At 37.9% G+C, this 14,080-nt stretch carries 21 protein-coding genes; 19 read left to right on the top strand and 2 right to left on the bottom strand.

Going from position 1 to position 14,080, the window contains the following annotated elements; all coding sequences use genetic code 11:
* Positions 1-49: 49 nt before the first annotated feature.
* From SB773_RS25450 to SB773_RS25370, 17 genes are all read left to right on the top strand, one after another.
* Positions 50-700 (top strand): adenylate kinase, encoded by a 651-nt coding sequence (locus SB773_RS25450; RefSeq protein ID WP_002009751.1) that lies wholly within the window; start codon positions 50-52, stop codon positions 698-700.
* Complete coding sequence (gene map / locus SB773_RS25445; RefSeq protein WP_000582542.1) at positions 700-1,446, top strand: type I methionyl aminopeptidase; 747 nt, start codon at positions 700-702, stop codon at positions 1,444-1,446. Before SB773_RS25450 ends, map begins: the two co-directional genes overlap by 1 nt.
* A 68-nt stretch (positions 1,447-1,514) precedes the next feature.
* On the top strand, positions 1,515-1,733 hold the full coding sequence (gene infA / locus SB773_RS25440; protein WP_001029884.1) for a translation initiation factor IF-1: 219 nt from the start codon (positions 1,515-1,517) through the stop codon (positions 1,731-1,733).
* Between the two features lie 35 nt (positions 1,734-1,768).
* Entirely contained in the window at positions 1,769-1,882 is a 114-nt protein-coding gene (rpmJ, locus tag SB773_RS25435; RefSeq protein ID WP_000868344.1) for a 50S ribosomal protein L36, read from the top strand.
* 21 nt (positions 1,883-1,903) lie between these two features.
* On the top strand, positions 1,904-2,269 hold the full coding sequence (gene rpsM / locus SB773_RS25430) for a 30S ribosomal protein S13 (protein WP_002009746.1): 366 nt from the start codon (positions 1,904-1,906) through the stop codon (positions 2,267-2,269).
* A gap of 24 nt (positions 2,270-2,293) precedes the next feature.
* Entirely contained in the window at positions 2,294-2,683 is a 390-nt protein-coding gene (rpsK, locus tag SB773_RS25425; RefSeq protein ID WP_002009745.1) for a 30S ribosomal protein S11, read from the top strand.
* Between the two features lie 180 nt (positions 2,684-2,863).
* Positions 2,864-3,808, top strand: a complete 945-nt coding sequence (locus tag SB773_RS25420; protein ID WP_002009743.1) for a DNA-directed RNA polymerase subunit alpha — start codon at positions 2,864-2,866, stop codon at positions 3,806-3,808.
* 35 nt (positions 3,809-3,843) lie between these two features.
* The gene (gene rplQ / locus SB773_RS25415; RefSeq protein WP_000331490.1) at positions 3,844-4,206 is read left to right on the top strand and encodes a 50S ribosomal protein L17; all 363 of its coding nucleotides are present in this window, start codon (positions 3,844-3,846) and stop codon (positions 4,204-4,206) included.
* A gap of 104 nt (positions 4,207-4,310) precedes the next feature.
* Positions 4,311-5,153, top strand: a complete 843-nt coding sequence (locus SB773_RS25410) for an energy-coupling factor ABC transporter ATP-binding protein (protein ID WP_002009740.1) — start codon at positions 4,311-4,313, stop codon at positions 5,151-5,153.
* Positions 5,129-6,010 (top strand): energy-coupling factor ABC transporter ATP-binding protein, encoded by an 882-nt coding sequence (locus SB773_RS25405; RefSeq protein WP_002124690.1) that lies wholly within the window; start codon positions 5,129-5,131, stop codon positions 6,008-6,010. Before SB773_RS25410 ends, SB773_RS25405 begins: the two co-directional genes overlap by 25 nt.
* Positions 5,998-6,792, top strand: a complete 795-nt coding sequence (locus tag SB773_RS25400) for an energy-coupling factor transporter transmembrane component T family protein (protein WP_002124692.1) — start codon at positions 5,998-6,000, stop codon at positions 6,790-6,792. Before SB773_RS25405 ends, SB773_RS25400 begins: the two co-directional genes overlap by 13 nt.
* A 14-nt stretch (positions 6,793-6,806) precedes the next feature.
* Positions 6,807-7,550 (top strand): tRNA pseudouridine(38-40) synthase TruA, encoded by a 744-nt coding sequence (gene truA, locus SB773_RS25395; RefSeq protein WP_410592897.1) that lies wholly within the window; start codon positions 6,807-6,809, stop codon positions 7,548-7,550.
* Positions 7,551-7,702: 152 nt separating this feature from the next.
* Complete coding sequence (rplM, locus tag SB773_RS25390) at positions 7,703-8,140, top strand: 50S ribosomal protein L13 (protein WP_002029337.1); 438 nt, start codon at positions 7,703-7,705, stop codon at positions 8,138-8,140.
* 21 nt (positions 8,141-8,161) lie between these two features.
* On the top strand, positions 8,162-8,554 hold the full coding sequence (gene rpsI, locus SB773_RS25385; RefSeq protein WP_002009728.1) for a 30S ribosomal protein S9: 393 nt from the start codon (positions 8,162-8,164) through the stop codon (positions 8,552-8,554).
* Between the two features lie 161 nt (positions 8,555-8,715).
* Positions 8,716-9,144 carry a DUF2521 family protein gene (locus SB773_RS25380; RefSeq protein WP_410592894.1) on the top strand — a complete coding sequence of 143 codons (429 nt, stop codon included), beginning with the start codon at positions 8,716-8,718 and terminating at the stop codon, positions 9,142-9,144.
* 66 nt (positions 9,145-9,210) lie between these two features.
* A complete protein-coding gene (cwlD, locus tag SB773_RS25375; RefSeq protein WP_002009721.1) occupies positions 9,211-9,924 on the top strand; it encodes an N-acetylmuramoyl-L-alanine amidase CwlD in 714 nt (237 codons plus the stop codon).
* A gap of 144 nt (positions 9,925-10,068) precedes the next feature.
* Positions 10,069-11,136, top strand: a complete 1,068-nt coding sequence (locus tag SB773_RS25370; protein WP_410592892.1) for an Mrp/NBP35 family ATP-binding protein — start codon at positions 10,069-10,071, stop codon at positions 11,134-11,136.
* A gap of 50 nt (positions 11,137-11,186) precedes the next feature.
* Here SB773_RS25370 and gerD read toward each other — a convergent pair whose 3' ends face one another.
* Positions 11,187-11,804, bottom strand: a complete 618-nt coding sequence (gene gerD, locus SB773_RS25365) for a spore germination lipoprotein GerD (protein WP_410592889.1) — start codon at positions 11,802-11,804, stop codon at positions 11,187-11,189.
* Positions 11,805-11,943: 139 nt separating this feature from the next.
* Between gerD and kbaA the strand changes: the two genes are divergently transcribed.
* Positions 11,944-12,555, top strand: a complete 612-nt coding sequence (gene kbaA / locus SB773_RS25360) for a KinB signaling pathway activation protein KbaA (protein ID WP_002091555.1) — start codon at positions 11,944-11,946, stop codon at positions 12,553-12,555.
* A 124-nt stretch (positions 12,556-12,679) separates the two neighbouring features.
* On the opposite strand, the gene pdaB is transcribed toward kbaA, so the two are convergent.
* Positions 12,680-13,444, bottom strand: coding sequence for a polysaccharide deacetylase family sporulation protein PdaB (pdaB, locus tag SB773_RS25355; RefSeq protein ID WP_002091556.1), 765 nt, complete (start codon positions 13,442-13,444; stop codon positions 12,680-12,682).
* 193 nt (positions 13,445-13,637) lie between these two features.
* Here pdaB and SB773_RS25350 point away from each other — a divergent pair, with 193 nt between their 5' ends.
* Positions 13,638-13,856 carry a hypothetical protein gene (locus SB773_RS25350; protein ID WP_033708173.1) on the top strand — a complete coding sequence of 73 codons (219 nt, stop codon included), beginning with the start codon at positions 13,638-13,640 and terminating at the stop codon, positions 13,854-13,856.
* The last annotated feature ends 224 nt before the right edge of the window (positions 13,857-14,080 follow it).

Raw genomic sequence — 14,080 nt, 5'->3', positions numbered from 1 at the left:
TGGGAAGAACTGTCTTCCCTACATGCTCATGTACTGAGGGGGAACAAGGATGAACTTGATTTTAATGGGGCTTCCTGGTGCTGGTAAAGGTACACAAGCCGAACAGATTATTGCCAAGTATAACATCCCTCACATCTCAACAGGAGATATGTTCCGTGCAGCTATGAAGGCTGAAACTGAACTTGGTTTACAAGCAAAATCTTTTATTGATAAAGGTGCGCTTGTTCCAGATGAAGTTACAATTGGAATTGTTCGTGAACGTTTAAGCCAAGAAGACTGTATTAAAGGCTTCTTATTAGATGGTTTCCCACGAACTGTTGCACAAGCATCAGCTCTTGAAGAGATTATGAAAGATCTTGGCAAAAAAATCGACTATGTTTTAAACATTAATGTGGATTCAGGGTTGTTATTAAAACGCCTTACAGGCCGTCGCATTTGTAAAGAATGCGGTGCGACTTACCACTTAGAATTCAATCCGCCAGCAAAAGCTGATGTGTGCGATAAATGTGGTGGCGAATTATATCAACGCTCTGATGACAATGAAGAAACTGTAGCAAATCGTTTAGATGTAAATATTAAGCAAACAAAACCTTTGCTTGATTTCTACGAGGAGCTTGGCTACTTACAAAGCATTAATGGTGAGCAAGATATCAATAAAGTATTTGCTGATATCGATGTTCTCATCGGAGACTTAGCGTAATGATCATCTGCAAAACTCCTCGCGAGATAGAAATCATGCGAGAAGCTGGCAGGATCGTTGCTTTAACTCATCAAGAGTTGAAACAACATATTACTCCAGGAATTACAACGAAAGAGCTCGATCAAATAGCGGAAAAGACGATTCGAAAATATGGTGCTACGCCATCTTTTAAAGGATACAACGGATTTCCGGGGAGCATTTGTGCTTCTGTAAATGAAGAGCTTGTACACGGGATTCCAGGGAAGCGTAAGCTCGAAGAGGGCGATATCATCAGTATCGATATTGGTGCGAAATACAATGGGTACCATGGTGATTCTGCATGGACGTATCCAGTTGGAAACATTTCTGAATCTGTTCAAAAGCTACTTGATGTCACAGAAAAATCGTTGTATCTTGGTCTAGAACAAGTAAAACCAGGCGAAAGATTATCAAATATCTCGCATGCGGTTCAAACACATGCTGAAGAGAATGGGTTCTCGATCGTTAGGGAGTATGTTGGTCACGGAATCGGGCAAGACTTACATGAGGACCCTCAAATCCCGCACTATGGTCCACCAAATAGAGGCCCTAGATTAAAGCCGGGAATGGTCATCTGTGTTGAGCCGATGGTGAATCAAGGAAGACGATATGTAAAAACACTATCTGATGACTGGACAGTGGTAACGGTAGATGGTAAATGGTGTGCCCATTTTGAGCACACGATTGCTCTTACAGAAGCAGGATACGAAATCCTTACCACTTTATAAGTAGCTGGCTCTCCGGGATTTCAGAGCAGTGTAAAATGTTACTGATTTGAAGAAGGGAGAACTATTGAATGGCTAAAGATGATGTAATTGAAGTCGAAGGTACCGTTCTTGAAACGTTGCCAAATGCTATGTTCAAAGTAGAATTAGAGAATGGGCATGTCGTATTGGCTCACGTTTCTGGTAAAATCCGTATGAACTTCATTCGTATTTTACCAGGAGACAAAGTTACGGTAGAATTATCTCCGTACGATTTAAATCGTGGTCGTATTACGTACCGTTTTAAATAATATAGCACTCCGTAATCTTTAAGGAGGTTCGAGACATGAAAGTAAGACCGTCAGTTAAACCAATCTGCGAAAAATGTAAAGTTATTCGTAGACGTGGAAAAGTAATGGTTATTTGTGAAAACCCTAAACATAAACAAAAACAAGGTTAATCAGAAGGAGGTGCATTCAAAATGGCACGTATCGCAGGTGTAGATATTCCTCGTGACAAGCGCGTTGTTATTTCTTTAACTTACGTATTCGGCATTGGTCGCACAACTGCTGAAAAAATTCTTACAGAAGCTGGTATTTCTTCGGAAACACGAGTTCGTGATTTATCGGAAGATGAATTAGGACGTATCCGTGATATCATCGATCGTATTAAAGTTGAGGGAGACCTTCGTCGTGAAGTATCTCTTAACATTAAACGTCTAATGGAGATCGGTTCTTACCGTGGTCTTCGTCACCGTCGTGGTTTACCAGTTCGTGGTCAAAACTCTAAAAACAATGCTCGTACACGTAAAGGTCCACGTCGTACAGTAGCAAATAAAAAGAAATAATAAGTAAAGGAGGTTGAACTAACAATGGCACGTAAAACAAACACTCGTAAAAAACGTGTGAAAAAGAATATTGAAGCTGGTATAGCTCATATTCGTTCTACTTTCAACAACACAATCGTAACACTTACAGATACTCATGGTAACGCACTTTCTTGGTCTAGTGCTGGTGCACTTGGTTTCCGTGGATCTCGTAAATCTACTCCATTCGCTGCGCAAATGGCTGCTGAAGCTGCTTCTAAAGTTGCAATGGAGCATGGTTTAAAAACTTTAGAGGTTACTGTTAAAGGTCCTGGTGCTGGTCGTGAAGCTGCAATTCGTGCTCTTCAAGCGGCAGGTCTAGAAGTAACAGCAATTAGAGATGTTACTCCAGTTCCTCATAATGGATGTCGTCCACCAAAACGTCGTCGTGTGTAATTTTTCTGTATAGAATTTTCCCTTTTGTCTATAATGGATATGATGCATTATCGAGAAATTTCGTACAGAAACATCGCTTGTTGTGCACAATCGGGAACTGCCTAAGGGGGACTTTCGGTTAAACAGAGGTTCTTCCTTTGTTTAACCGGGGTTTCGACGTTTTGAAGGAGGGTTTAGTTAATGATTGAAATCGAAAAACCGAAAATCGAAACGGTTGAACTTAACGAAGATGCTAAGTATGGCAAATTCGTGATTGAACCGCTTGAGCGTGGATATGGTACTACTTTGGGTAACTCCTTACGTCGTATTCTTTTATCCTCACTCCCTGGTGCCGCTGTAACTGCTATCCAAATCGATGGCGTTTTACACGAATTTTCAACAGTTGAGGGCGTAGTAGAAGACGTTACGACGATGATCTTAAACTTGAAAAAGTTAGCTCTTAAAATCTACTCTGAAGAAGAGAAGACGTTGGAAATCGATGTACAGGGCGAAGGTATTGTCACAGCTGCTGATATTACTCACGATAGTGATGTTGAAATCTTAAATCCAGATTTACACATTGCGACGTTAGCAAAAAATGCGCATTTCCGCATGCGTTTAACTGCAAAGCGTGGCCGTGGGTATACGCCAGCTGATGCAAATAAAAGCGAAGATCAACCAATAGGAGTAATTCCTATTGATTCTATTTATACTCCAGTATCACGTGTGACTTACCAAGTGGAAAAGACACGTGTCGGACAAGTGGCTAATTATGATAAGCTTACGCTTGATGTATGGACGGATGGAAGCATCGGGCCAAAAGAAGCTATCTCTTTAGGTGCCAAAATCTTAACTGAGCATTTAAATATCTTTGTTGGTTTAACTGACGAAGCACAAAATGCTGAGATTATGGTCGAGAAGGAAGAAGATCAAAAAGAAAAAGTTCTTGAGATGACTATCGAAGAACTAGATCTTTCTGTTCGTTCTTATAATTGCCTAAAACGTGCAGGAATTAATACTGTACAAGAGCTTGCGAACAAAACAGAAGAAGATATGATGAAAGTTCGTAACTTAGGACGTAAATCCTTAGAAGAAGTTAAACATAAACTTGAGGAATTAGGTTTAGGTTTACGTAAAGACGACTGAGGATTTAAACCCATCAACAAAGGAGGGAACTACGAATGGCATACAGAAAATTAGGCCGTACAAGTGCGCAACGTAAAGCTATGTTACGTGATTTAGCTACTGATTTAATTATCAACGAGCGCATCCAAACGACAGAAACTCGTGCAAAAGAACTTCGTTCTGTAGTGGAAAAAATGATCACTTTAGGTAAACGCGGAGATCTTCATGCTCGTCGTCAAGCAGCAGCTTTCATCCGTAATGAGGTTGCTAACGCTGAGACTGGTCAAGATGCACTTCAAAAATTATTCGCTGATGTAGCTCCACGCTATGCTGAGCGCCAAGGCGGATACACTCGTATTGCAAAAATTGGTCCACGTCGCGGAGACGCAGCACCAATGGTAATTATCGAGTTAGTATAATGATGATTAAAAGGGCAGGACAGTTCTTTTCAAGTAACTGGTCATGGCCCTTTTTTTTTAAGTATAAAAATAGGCTAACTTGACGAAAGAAAGGGTGCCTTGTATTGAAAAAAGAGAAACTTCGGACAGAAAATATATCATTTCAATATCCTGGGGCAGCCTCTTATGCATTAAAAGATGTTTCGTTTTCCTTATATGAAGGAGAATGGGTATCTGTTATTGGACAAAATGGTTCAGGGAAGTCTACACTTGCAAAATTATTGAATGGCTTATTTTTACCGGAATCAGGGAAAATTACTTTAAATGATACAATGATTTTATCAGAGGAAACAGTATGGGATGTTCGAAAGCAAATTGGCATGGTATTTCAAAATCCAGATAATCAATTTGTTGGAACGACAGTACAAGATGACGTTGTATTCGGCCTAGAGAACATCGGAATGCCAAGGGAGCAGATGATAGAAAGACTAGAACAAGCTCTGCAACTTGTCCGTATGGAAGATTTTTTAAATGAAGAACCCCATTCGTTATCTGGTGGACAAAAGCAGCGAGTCGCAATAGCAGGTGTTCTAGCACTTCAACCATCTATTTTAATACTAGATGAAGCAACTTCAATGTTAGACCCTCAGGGGAGACGTGAAGTAGTAGAAACAGTCAGACAACTTGTTGATCAAAAGGGTATTACGGTATTATCGATTACGCACGATTTAGAAGAAGCGGCACAGTCAGACCGTATTATTATTTTGAACAAGGGAGAAATACTAGAGGAAGGTACTCCAGAGCAAATTTTCAAATCCTCTCATATGCTCCAAGAGATTGGATTAGATGTACCTTTTTCGGTGAAAATAGCAGAATTATTAAAAAGAAATGAAATTCACTTGCAAAATACGCATCTTACAATGGAAAGCTTGGTGAACGAACTTTGGAGATTACATTCCAAAAAGTAGAACATCGTTATCAATATAAAACTCCATTTGAAAGACGCGCACTTTATGATGTAGACGTGTCGTTTCCAAGTGGGGGCTATTATGCCATTATCGGTCATACTGGTTCAGGTAAGTCGACGATGATTCAACATTTAAATGGTTTATTGCAGCCGACAAATGGTACGGTTCAAATTGGTGAACATTTAATTTCAGCAGGGAAGAAAGAGAAAAAGCTTAAGCCGCTACGAAAAAAAGTAGGGGTTGTCTTTCAGTTTCCAGAACATCAACTATTTGAAGAAACAGTTGAAAAGGACATTTGTTTTGGACCGACTAATTTTGGTGTATCTGAAGAAGAGGCAAAACAAAAGGCGAAAGATGCAATCCAGCTTGTTGGATTGGACATAGAGTTATTAGCACGTTCTCCGTTTGAATTAAGCGGTGGGCAAATGAGGCGTGTTGCAATAGCAGGCGTACTTGCGATGGAACCCGAAGTGCTTGTATTAGATGAACCTACAGCAGGGCTTGATCCAAAAGGACAGCACGAGCTCATGGAGATGTTTTACAATTTGCATAAGGAACAGGGGCTTACAGTCATTCTTGTTACCCATAATATGGAGGATGCCGCTAAGTATGCAGATCAAATAGTGGTCATGCATAAAGGAACGGTCTTTTTGCAAGGAAGAGCAGAGGAAGTATTTTCATATGCTGATGAATTAGAACAAATCGGTGTGGATCTTCCAATGTCTTTAAAGTATAAACGTGCAATTGAAGAGAAGTTTGGTATTTCAATTTCGAAGGCTACCTTATCTTTAGAGGATCTTACTCATGAAGTTGTACAGGTGTTACGAAAAGGTGGTCATGAATCATGCAGCAGTTGATTATTGGGAGATATATTCCAGGTCAGTCACTCATTCATCAACTTGATCCTCGTACGAAGCTGTTGATTGTCTTTTTATATGTATTTGTTGTTTTCTTAGCAAATAATGCGATTTCATATGGATTTTTATTTTTATATGCACTCATTGCTTTATTTTTTGCAAAAGTGCCGATTCGTTATGTACTTTCGGGCTTAAAACCAATTCTGTGGATTTTTCTTTTTACATTTTTCCTGCATATTTTTACAAATAAAGAAGGGGAAGTACTATTCCAGCTTGGTTGGTTTTCGATACATGAAAAAGGATTAGAGCAAGGGATATACATTTCTATACGATTCTTCGTTATTATTTTAATGACGACATTATTAACGTTAACGACGACACCTATTGAAATTACAGATGGGTTGGAGACGTTATTAAAGCCGTTCAAGCGTATAAAAGTTCCTGTTCATGAAATCGCATTAATGATGTCAATTTCACTACGTTTTATCCCGACATTAATGGATGAAACGAGTAAAATTATGAAAGCACAAGCGTCACGGGGCATTGATTTCGCCGGGGGACCTATAAAAGATAGGATGAAAGCTATTATCTCACTACTCGTTCCATTATTTATCAGTGCTTTTAAGCGTGCAGAGGACTTAGCGATTGCGATGGAATCTCGTGGATATAAAAGTGGCGAAGGACGTACTAAATTTAGGCAACTACGCTGGAAAATAAGTGATACAGTAACAATTGTAAGCTTACTTTGTTTAGCTTGTATTTTGGCATGGGTGCGGTCGTAATGGAGAATAGAGAAATGGAAAGAATAAAATGTACAGTTGCATATGATGGCATTCATTTTTGTGGTTACCAAATTCAACCACAGCATCGGACTGTTCAACAAGAAATAGAGAAAGCATTGCAGAAGTTGCATAAAGGAGAACTTGTTGGTGTGCAGGCATCAGGCAGAACGGATTCTACTGTTCACGCCAAAGGACAAGTGATACACTTTGATACACCTTTGTCTCTTGAAGAGTGGCAATGGAGTAATGCTTTAAATACAATGTTACCGGATGATATTATTATCAGGCAGGTAGAGAAGAAAACAGAAGAATTTCATGCACGTTACGGTGTCGAGAAAAAAGAATATCGCTATCGTGTATTATTATCAAAGACTGCGGATGTATTCCGTAGAAATTACGTATATCAATATCCATATCCACTCGAAATAAACTCTATAAGAAAAGCGATTCCTTATTTTATTGGAACGCATGACTTTACTTCTTTTTGTTCGGCAAAAACTGACAAAAAAGATAAAGTACGAACAATTTATGAAATCGAATTAATTGAGCAAGACGATGAATTAATTTTTCGCTTTGTAGGTAATGGATTTTTATATAATATGGTCAGAATTATTGTTGGTACGTTACTTAGCGTAGGTCAAGGAAAGCTTGATCCGGATAGTATTCCAGAGATTTTAGCGAAGCAAAATCGCCAGTTTGCTGGAAAGATGGCTCCAGGTCATGGACTTTACTTATGGCAGGTAAACTATAACAACTAATCCTGGTGTAACATTTGCTTGACATTAGAAACTCAAAAGTATATCATAACATATGGTATTGTTTCTAAAACCACGATTAGCCCCGGAAGGAAATCGTGTTTAAGATAAACAATAGATTTTTTCTATGGAAAAGATAACGAGGAGGGAAACACATGCGTACGACTTTTATGGCAAAAGCTAACGAAGTTGAGCGTAAATGGTATGTGGTTGATGCTGAAGGTCAAACTTTAGGTCGCCTATCTACTGAAGTAGCATCCATTTTACGTGGTAAACACAAACCAACATTTACACCACACGTTGACACGGGTGATCATGTAATTATTATTAACGCTGAGAAAATTCATTTAACAGGTAATAAATTAAACGATAAAATTTACTACCGTCACACTAACCACCCAGGTGGACTTAAGCAAAGAACAGCTCTAGAAATGCGTACAAACTACCCTGTACAAATGTTAGAGCTTGCAATTAAAGGCATGCTTCCAAAAGGACGTTTAGGACGTCAAGTGTCTAAGAAATTAAACGTGTATGCTGGAGCAGAGCATCCACACCAAGCACAACAACCAGAAGTTTACGAACTTCGCGGATAATTAATTAAAGGAGGGCTTACTTTGGCACAGGTTCAATACTATGGCACTGGACGTCGTAAGAGTTCAGTAGCGCGCGTACGCCTAGTTCCAGGCGAAGGACGCGTTATTATTAACGGTCGTGATTTTGAAAACTATATCCCATTTGCTGCATTACGTGAAGTAGTGAAACAACCTCTAGTTGCAACAGAAACTTTAGGTAACTACAATGTACTTGTAAACGTAAATGGTGGTGGATACACTGGTCAAGCTGGTGCTATTCGTCACGGTATTTCTCGCGCTTTATTAAAAGCTGATCCAGAATACCGTCTAACATTAAAACGTGCGGGTCTATTAACTCGTGACGCACGTATGAAAGAGCGTAAAAAATACGGTCTTAAAGGCGCACGTCGTGCACCTCAGTTCTCAAAACGTTAATTTTTGCGAACTACAAACCCCAACCATTTTGGTTGGGGTTTTTTATGTTTAATTCTTCTTTTGTAATTTTTTTAGCTTGGAATATTTTAGTGCTACCGTCCTACGTATGCTTCTTCTTTAGAAGTTTAGACTAATACGTATTAGGGAGGTTTATAAGTACTATGAATGTCATTGTCAGCTTACAAGAAAAACAAAAAGAAAAGCAGTTAAAATACGAGCGGAAGATGCTGCGAGAATTATCATTAAAAACATTGCGTTTAAATATTCGTGATGCCTTTCAAATGCAAGAACTTCATCGTCAGTATGAAGATTATTGCATTGAACTAGGGATAGAATCTTATTTATTAGGAGCGAGATACAGTAAATTTGGTTATCATGGCGAATCATTCTTTGATGTGAAATATAGGGCTTTAGAAGAAGAACAACAATTAACTGAAACGCTATTTCAATTTTTAACGAGTATGACTATACGTGAAATTAGGTTGCAAGACGAGGAATTGCTTTTTGAATCTTGCCAGCAGTTTATCGGCTTGTGGTGGCAGGAAGGCTATGAAAAAGGCGAAAGAAGATATCGATTAAAGCTACACTAAGACAAGCATAAACTTTCCTCTTGTCCCATATAAGTAATTAGAGGGACTAGCTGGAGGAGGAAAGGTATGAAGAGAATTCGAATTATCTCTTTTGCGCTCGCTGCGGTTGTTTTGTTTTTTTTAGTTAAACAAGAATTTCAAATTACAAAATCGTGGCGAGCTTGGAATTTACCCTTATCAGGGAAAGTGATTGTACTAGATGCTGGGCATGGTGGGCCAGACGGAGGGGCTGTTGGTGGAAAGGATATTGTAGAAAAAGATATTACACTTGAGATTACAAAAAAGGTACAAGATTATTTACAAGAACAAGGTGCTTTAGTTATTTTAACGCGTGAAGGAGATTATGATTTAGCTAATAAAGATACAAAGTCATATAGTAGACGTAAAGCAGAGGATTTAAAAAAGCGTGTTGAGATCATTAATAAGCCTGATGTAGACTTTTTTGCGAGTATTCATTTAAATGCCCTAACTAGTAGTGGATCTAAGGGCGCACAAACGTTCTACTATCGTTCTTCTATTGAAAATGAACGGGCTGCGAAATTTATACAAGCTGAATTGAGAACAAGCTTAGAAAATACGAATCGTTCTGCTAAAACAATTCCTCACGTGTATTTATTGAAGTATGCCAAAACACCAGGTGCTTTAATTGAGGCTGGCTTTTTATCGAATGTGAATGAAAGATATATGTTAAATTCGGAGAAATACCAACAAAAAGTAGCTGCTGCAATATATCGTGGTATATTACGTTATTTTACGGAAAAAGGAAATCCTCCAGAATAAGGAGGATTTTTTCGAGTTTCTCTCGTTAACGAAGTTTTCCGAAAATATGTTATACTGGAAATGTAAACGCATTTATTTCAAAAATAAAGAGAGATAAATTTAATTAACAATACGTTATTTTTCATACAGGGGGCTGGGCTAATTATGGTAACAAAAGAGCAGGTAGTGGAAGCATTGGAAGGGATTTTAGATCCGTTTATACATAAAACGTTAAAAGAAACAAATGCAATTAAAGAGGTGACAGTCAAGCCTGAGAAGGAACATGTAAGTGTTAAAATTGCAATTGTAAAGACGGGTACAGCGGAACAAATGCAGTTGCAGTCTGGAATTGTAAAGTTAGTAAAAGAACTTGGAGCAACAACAGTGGGACTTCGTTTTGCAGAATTTACAGAAGAGGAATTAGCTCAGTTTGCACCACCGCAAGAGGAAGAGAAAAGTGAATCCTTATTATCACCGAACTCAAATACAACATTTTTAGCAGTGGCAAGTGGAAAAGGTGGAGTAGGGAAATCAACTGTTTCTGTTAACCTTGCAATTGCTTTAGCTCGTTTAGGCAAAAAGGTTGGTATCATCGACGCGGATATTTACGGTTTTAGTGTACCGGATATGATGGGTATAGAAAAACGTCCAATCGTAAGAGGTGATAAGATAATACCAGTGGAGCGTCTAGGCGTGAAAGTAATCTCAATGGGATTCTTTGTAGAAGATAACGCACCTGTTATTTGGAGAGGACCGATGCTTGGGAAAATGTTAAATCACTTTTTCACAGAAGTAGAGTGGGGTGATTTAGATTACTTAGTATTGGACCTACCACCAGGTACGGGTGATGTTGCTTTAGATGTACATTCGATGTTGCCGGCTTGTAAAGAGATTATTGTAACAACGCCGCATCCAACAGCGGCATTTGTAGCAGCGCGCGCTGGAGCCATGGCTTTACGTACAGAACATAGTATTCTTGGTGTTGTTGAAAATATGGCGTATTTTGAAAGTAAAGCAACTGGTGAAAAAGAGTATGTGTTTGGAAGAGGTGGAGGAGATAAATTGGCTACGGAACTCCAAACGGATGTACTTGGCCGAATTCCACTTCAACAACCTGATTGGAATAAAGAGGACTTTGCGCCGTCGGTATATGAAGATACACATACAACGGGTCTCATTTATCGTACGATAGCTGAGACAGTTATTGATAAAACAGCTGTCGCGCAAAAGTAAAGTAGTAATGAGTGGACAATATATACATTGTCCACTCATTGCTATAATTTTTATTGTTGTTCTTTGTTCCCATCTTGAGAACCGCCTTCACCACCTGCGCCTTTCTTATCAGCCCCACCTTTTTCGGCTTTTTGTACACCTTTACTAATGATGTCAATCATCTTAGCTTGGAAGAGAGGGCTTTCGGCAGTTTCAGTTAGTACTTGCTGTAAATATTGACGATATTCTTTACTCTTCATTGTTTGTAACATAATTTTCTCTACTTCAGGATTTTTCATAATCTCTATAACACCTGATTGGTATTCAGGATCTTTTAGTAAAGTTTTCATTAAGTTTGTTTGTTCTTTTCCCATACTTTTAGCAAATTTCGATGAGAACTCAGGGTCTTTAAAGAGCTTTTCCCAGAATTGTTGCCCTTTTTCAGATACCAGTGCATCTTCAATCGTTTTCTTTACTACTGTTTCATCTAGTATGAGTGCTTGTTTCATTTTTTCATCAGTTAATACATCTTGGATCGCTTTTTTTCCTTGATCGGTTTTTAAAATATCAACAATCATTTTTTTTGTTTGATCATAATCAAGTTCGGATTTTGCTTCTTTTTCTTGTGCACATGCCGCTAGTGCTATAAATAGAAAAGAAGAAATCAAAACGAGCAGCATCCGTTTCATAAGTTGGAGCTCCTTTCAGCAAAGTTCTCTTTTTTTAATATAAATCTCTTTAAGGAATTTATACATTAACATGGCTAGCTTTTTGAAATTGTCATTGTTACAATTTAATTAGAAATATAAGAATAATGGGGGATGTGTTGTGAATAGCCGCAAGTGGGTACGACTATTTTTTACGACGTTGTTTCTTGGTGGGATTAGCACAGTCTTTATTGGTTTTGTTTTAGAGTGGGACAAGTACGCTAAATTTTTTCAAAATTTCGACGGAAAAGAGATTTTAGCAATTTCCTTTTGGTTGATGGGCGTAGGATTTATTTTTAGTGTTATAAGTCAAATGGGGTTCTTTGCGTATTTAACGATCCATCGTTTTGGATTAGGGATGTTTCGGTCATCTTCTTTATGGAATACCGTGCAACTGTTCTTTATTGCGTTCGTATTGTTTGATTTCGTTTATTTAAGGTCAGTACTTGTTGCAAATGGGGAAGTTTCATTAGGGAATAACATACTTGTTGCTGGGATGTTATTTATGTTTGGGGCAATTGTCGCTTATATAAAGAGTAAAGAAACGAATAAAAAAGCTTTTGTTCCCGCTCTGTTCTTTATGGTTGTTGTAACAATTCTTGAATGGGTACCAGCGCTCCGGATTAATGATACAGATTGGTTATATTTAATGGTGATACCACTTTTATTATGTAATTCATATCAGTTACTTGTATTGCATCGTTTAATTGGACAAAAGAGTAAGTCAGCTTAATGAGGAGAGTGGATTTTTAATTATCCAGATTCTTATCGTCTGTAAATGCTAGGATAAAAAAGCTCTGCTATCTTAACAAAAGATAGCAGAGCTTTTTATGTGTGAAGAACCGTGTAGAAAGGAACTACTTAATATCTTCACTTTTTGTACTTGTGTTGGAAATAAGTTGTGATACAGATGTTTGTTCATATCCGTCGCTCTTTAATTTTTGTAAGAGTAATGGTAAAGCCTTATTTGTTTGAAGGGCAGAATCAGAAGCATGTAATAAGACGATATCTCCACCCTTTAAATTGCTAGAGACTGTGGAAATGATTTTATTTACGCCGGGATTTTTCCAGTCATTTGAATTGTTACTCCAATGAACGATGGTGTATCCGAGTGATTCCGCTATTTTAAGAGTTGTTTTGTTAAAATCGCCACTAGGTGGACGTAATAGCTTGACTTGTTTTACGCCAAGTTTCGTAAAAACATCTTGTGCCCGCAAAAGATCTCGTCGTATTTCATTTGCTTCTAGTGAAGTGTAGGATGTGTAATTATAGCCCATACTACCAATCTCATGTCCATCTTTCATGATGCGTTCGACAATATCAGGGTGTCTTTCAGCCCATGCAGCAGAGAGAAAGAAGGTTGCATTCTTAATTTCTCTTTCTTTGAGTGTATTAAGGATTGGAATAGCTTTTTTGTCCCCCCAACTAATGTCAAACGTGAATGCAACTTGTTTTTTTGCAGTGTCCCCTTTGTAAATCACTTTAGGGCCAGTAGCAGTTGAAAAAGCAGATTCATGTGAATATGTTTTTAAAAAGAGTAGCCATGCTGTAAATAAGGAAAGTACGATTATTAAGCTAATGTGTTTAAATGTTCTTTTACTCGTAATAAAAAAGAAAAACATAATATTACGCCCCTTTGTCCAATCCTTTTCAGTTACATATATGCTTTAAATTAAAAAAAGAGAACAAGGGATTAATATCGTAAGTGGTGGATATAATGAGTGATAGAATTTTGTTTTTTGATGATACAGTATTGATAATTGAAAATGAGTGGGGCGTTTATCGGTACACGTAAGGAGTTATTGGGGTGATAATTTGCTTGGGATTATGTTGACGAAGGAAGAGAAAAAAGAAATTGAATACATACTGAAGAGAGAGTTAGAGGAACTTTTATTTGATTTTGAAGATGAGCGTATACATAGCGTTGTAAAAAAGGCGATGGAAGAAAGGTATAAAATCATTTTTTGTTTATTTCGGAGAGTTGCTAATAGAGAAGAATGTATTCGTTATGTAAGAAAAAGAATTTTTTATTAAAAAGTGTTGACGCTAAGAGTAAGGATATGATAAATTAATAAACGTCGCTGATGCAGAAACGCAGAAAACGACAAAAAAGAAATTAAAAAACTTGGTTGACATCGAAAAATGAAGATGTTAACATAAGGAAGTCGCAAATGAGCGACCAAGTAGTTCTTTGAAAACTGAACGAAACAAACAACGTGAACGTCAATTTTTATTTTTAGATGCTAGACAAACTAACT

The sequence above is a fragment of the Bacillus sp. SIMBA_074 genome (genome assembly GCF_046534555.1).
GTDB classification, from domain to species: Bacteria; Bacillota; Bacilli; order Bacillales; family Bacillaceae_G; genus Bacillus_A; species Bacillus_A mycoides.
The sequence above is the reverse complement of the archived record's forward strand: the minus strand, read 5'-3'. Positions and strand labels throughout refer to the sequence as shown.

Coding starts and splice junctions, on each gene's coding strand:
- SB773_RS25370 (WP_410592892.1), top strand. CDS start 10,069: ATGGTAACAAAAGAGCAGGTAGTGGAAGCATTGGAAGGGATTTTAGAT.
- map (WP_000582542.1), top strand. CDS start 700: ATGATCATCTGCAAAACTCCTCGCGAGATAGAAATCATGCGAGAAGCT.
- SB773_RS25420 (WP_002009743.1), top strand. CDS start 2,864: ATGATTGAAATCGAAAAACCGAAAATCGAAACGGTTGAACTTAACGAA.
- SB773_RS25400 (WP_002124692.1), top strand. CDS start 5,998: ATGCAGCAGTTGATTATTGGGAGATATATTCCAGGTCAGTCACTCATT.
- rplM (WP_002029337.1), top strand. CDS start 7,703: ATGCGTACGACTTTTATGGCAAAAGCTAACGAAGTTGAGCGTAAATGG.
- rpmJ (WP_000868344.1), top strand. CDS start 1,769: ATGAAAGTAAGACCGTCAGTTAAACCAATCTGCGAAAAATGTAAAGTT.
- truA (WP_410592897.1), top strand. CDS start 6,807: ATGGAAAGAATAAAATGTACAGTTGCATATGATGGCATTCATTTTTGT.
- gerD (WP_410592889.1), bottom strand. CDS start 11,804: ATGAAACGGATGCTGCTCGTTTTGATTTCTTCTTTTCTATTTATAGCA.
- cwlD (WP_002009721.1), top strand. CDS start 9,211: ATGAAGAGAATTCGAATTATCTCTTTTGCGCTCGCTGCGGTTGTTTTG.
- rpsM (WP_002009746.1), top strand. CDS start 1,904: ATGGCACGTATCGCAGGTGTAGATATTCCTCGTGACAAGCGCGTTGTT.
- SB773_RS25380 (WP_410592894.1), top strand. CDS start 8,716: ATGAATGTCATTGTCAGCTTACAAGAAAAACAAAAAGAAAAGCAGTTA.
- rpsK (WP_002009745.1), top strand. CDS start 2,294: ATGGCACGTAAAACAAACACTCGTAAAAAACGTGTGAAAAAGAATATT.
- rplQ (WP_000331490.1), top strand. CDS start 3,844: ATGGCATACAGAAAATTAGGCCGTACAAGTGCGCAACGTAAAGCTATG.
- SB773_RS25450 (WP_002009751.1), top strand. CDS start 50: ATGAACTTGATTTTAATGGGGCTTCCTGGTGCTGGTAAAGGTACACAA.
- infA (WP_001029884.1), top strand. CDS start 1,515: ATGGCTAAAGATGATGTAATTGAAGTCGAAGGTACCGTTCTTGAAACG.
- pdaB (WP_002091556.1), bottom strand. CDS start 13,444: ATGTTTTTCTTTTTTATTACGAGTAAAAGAACATTTAAACACATTAGC.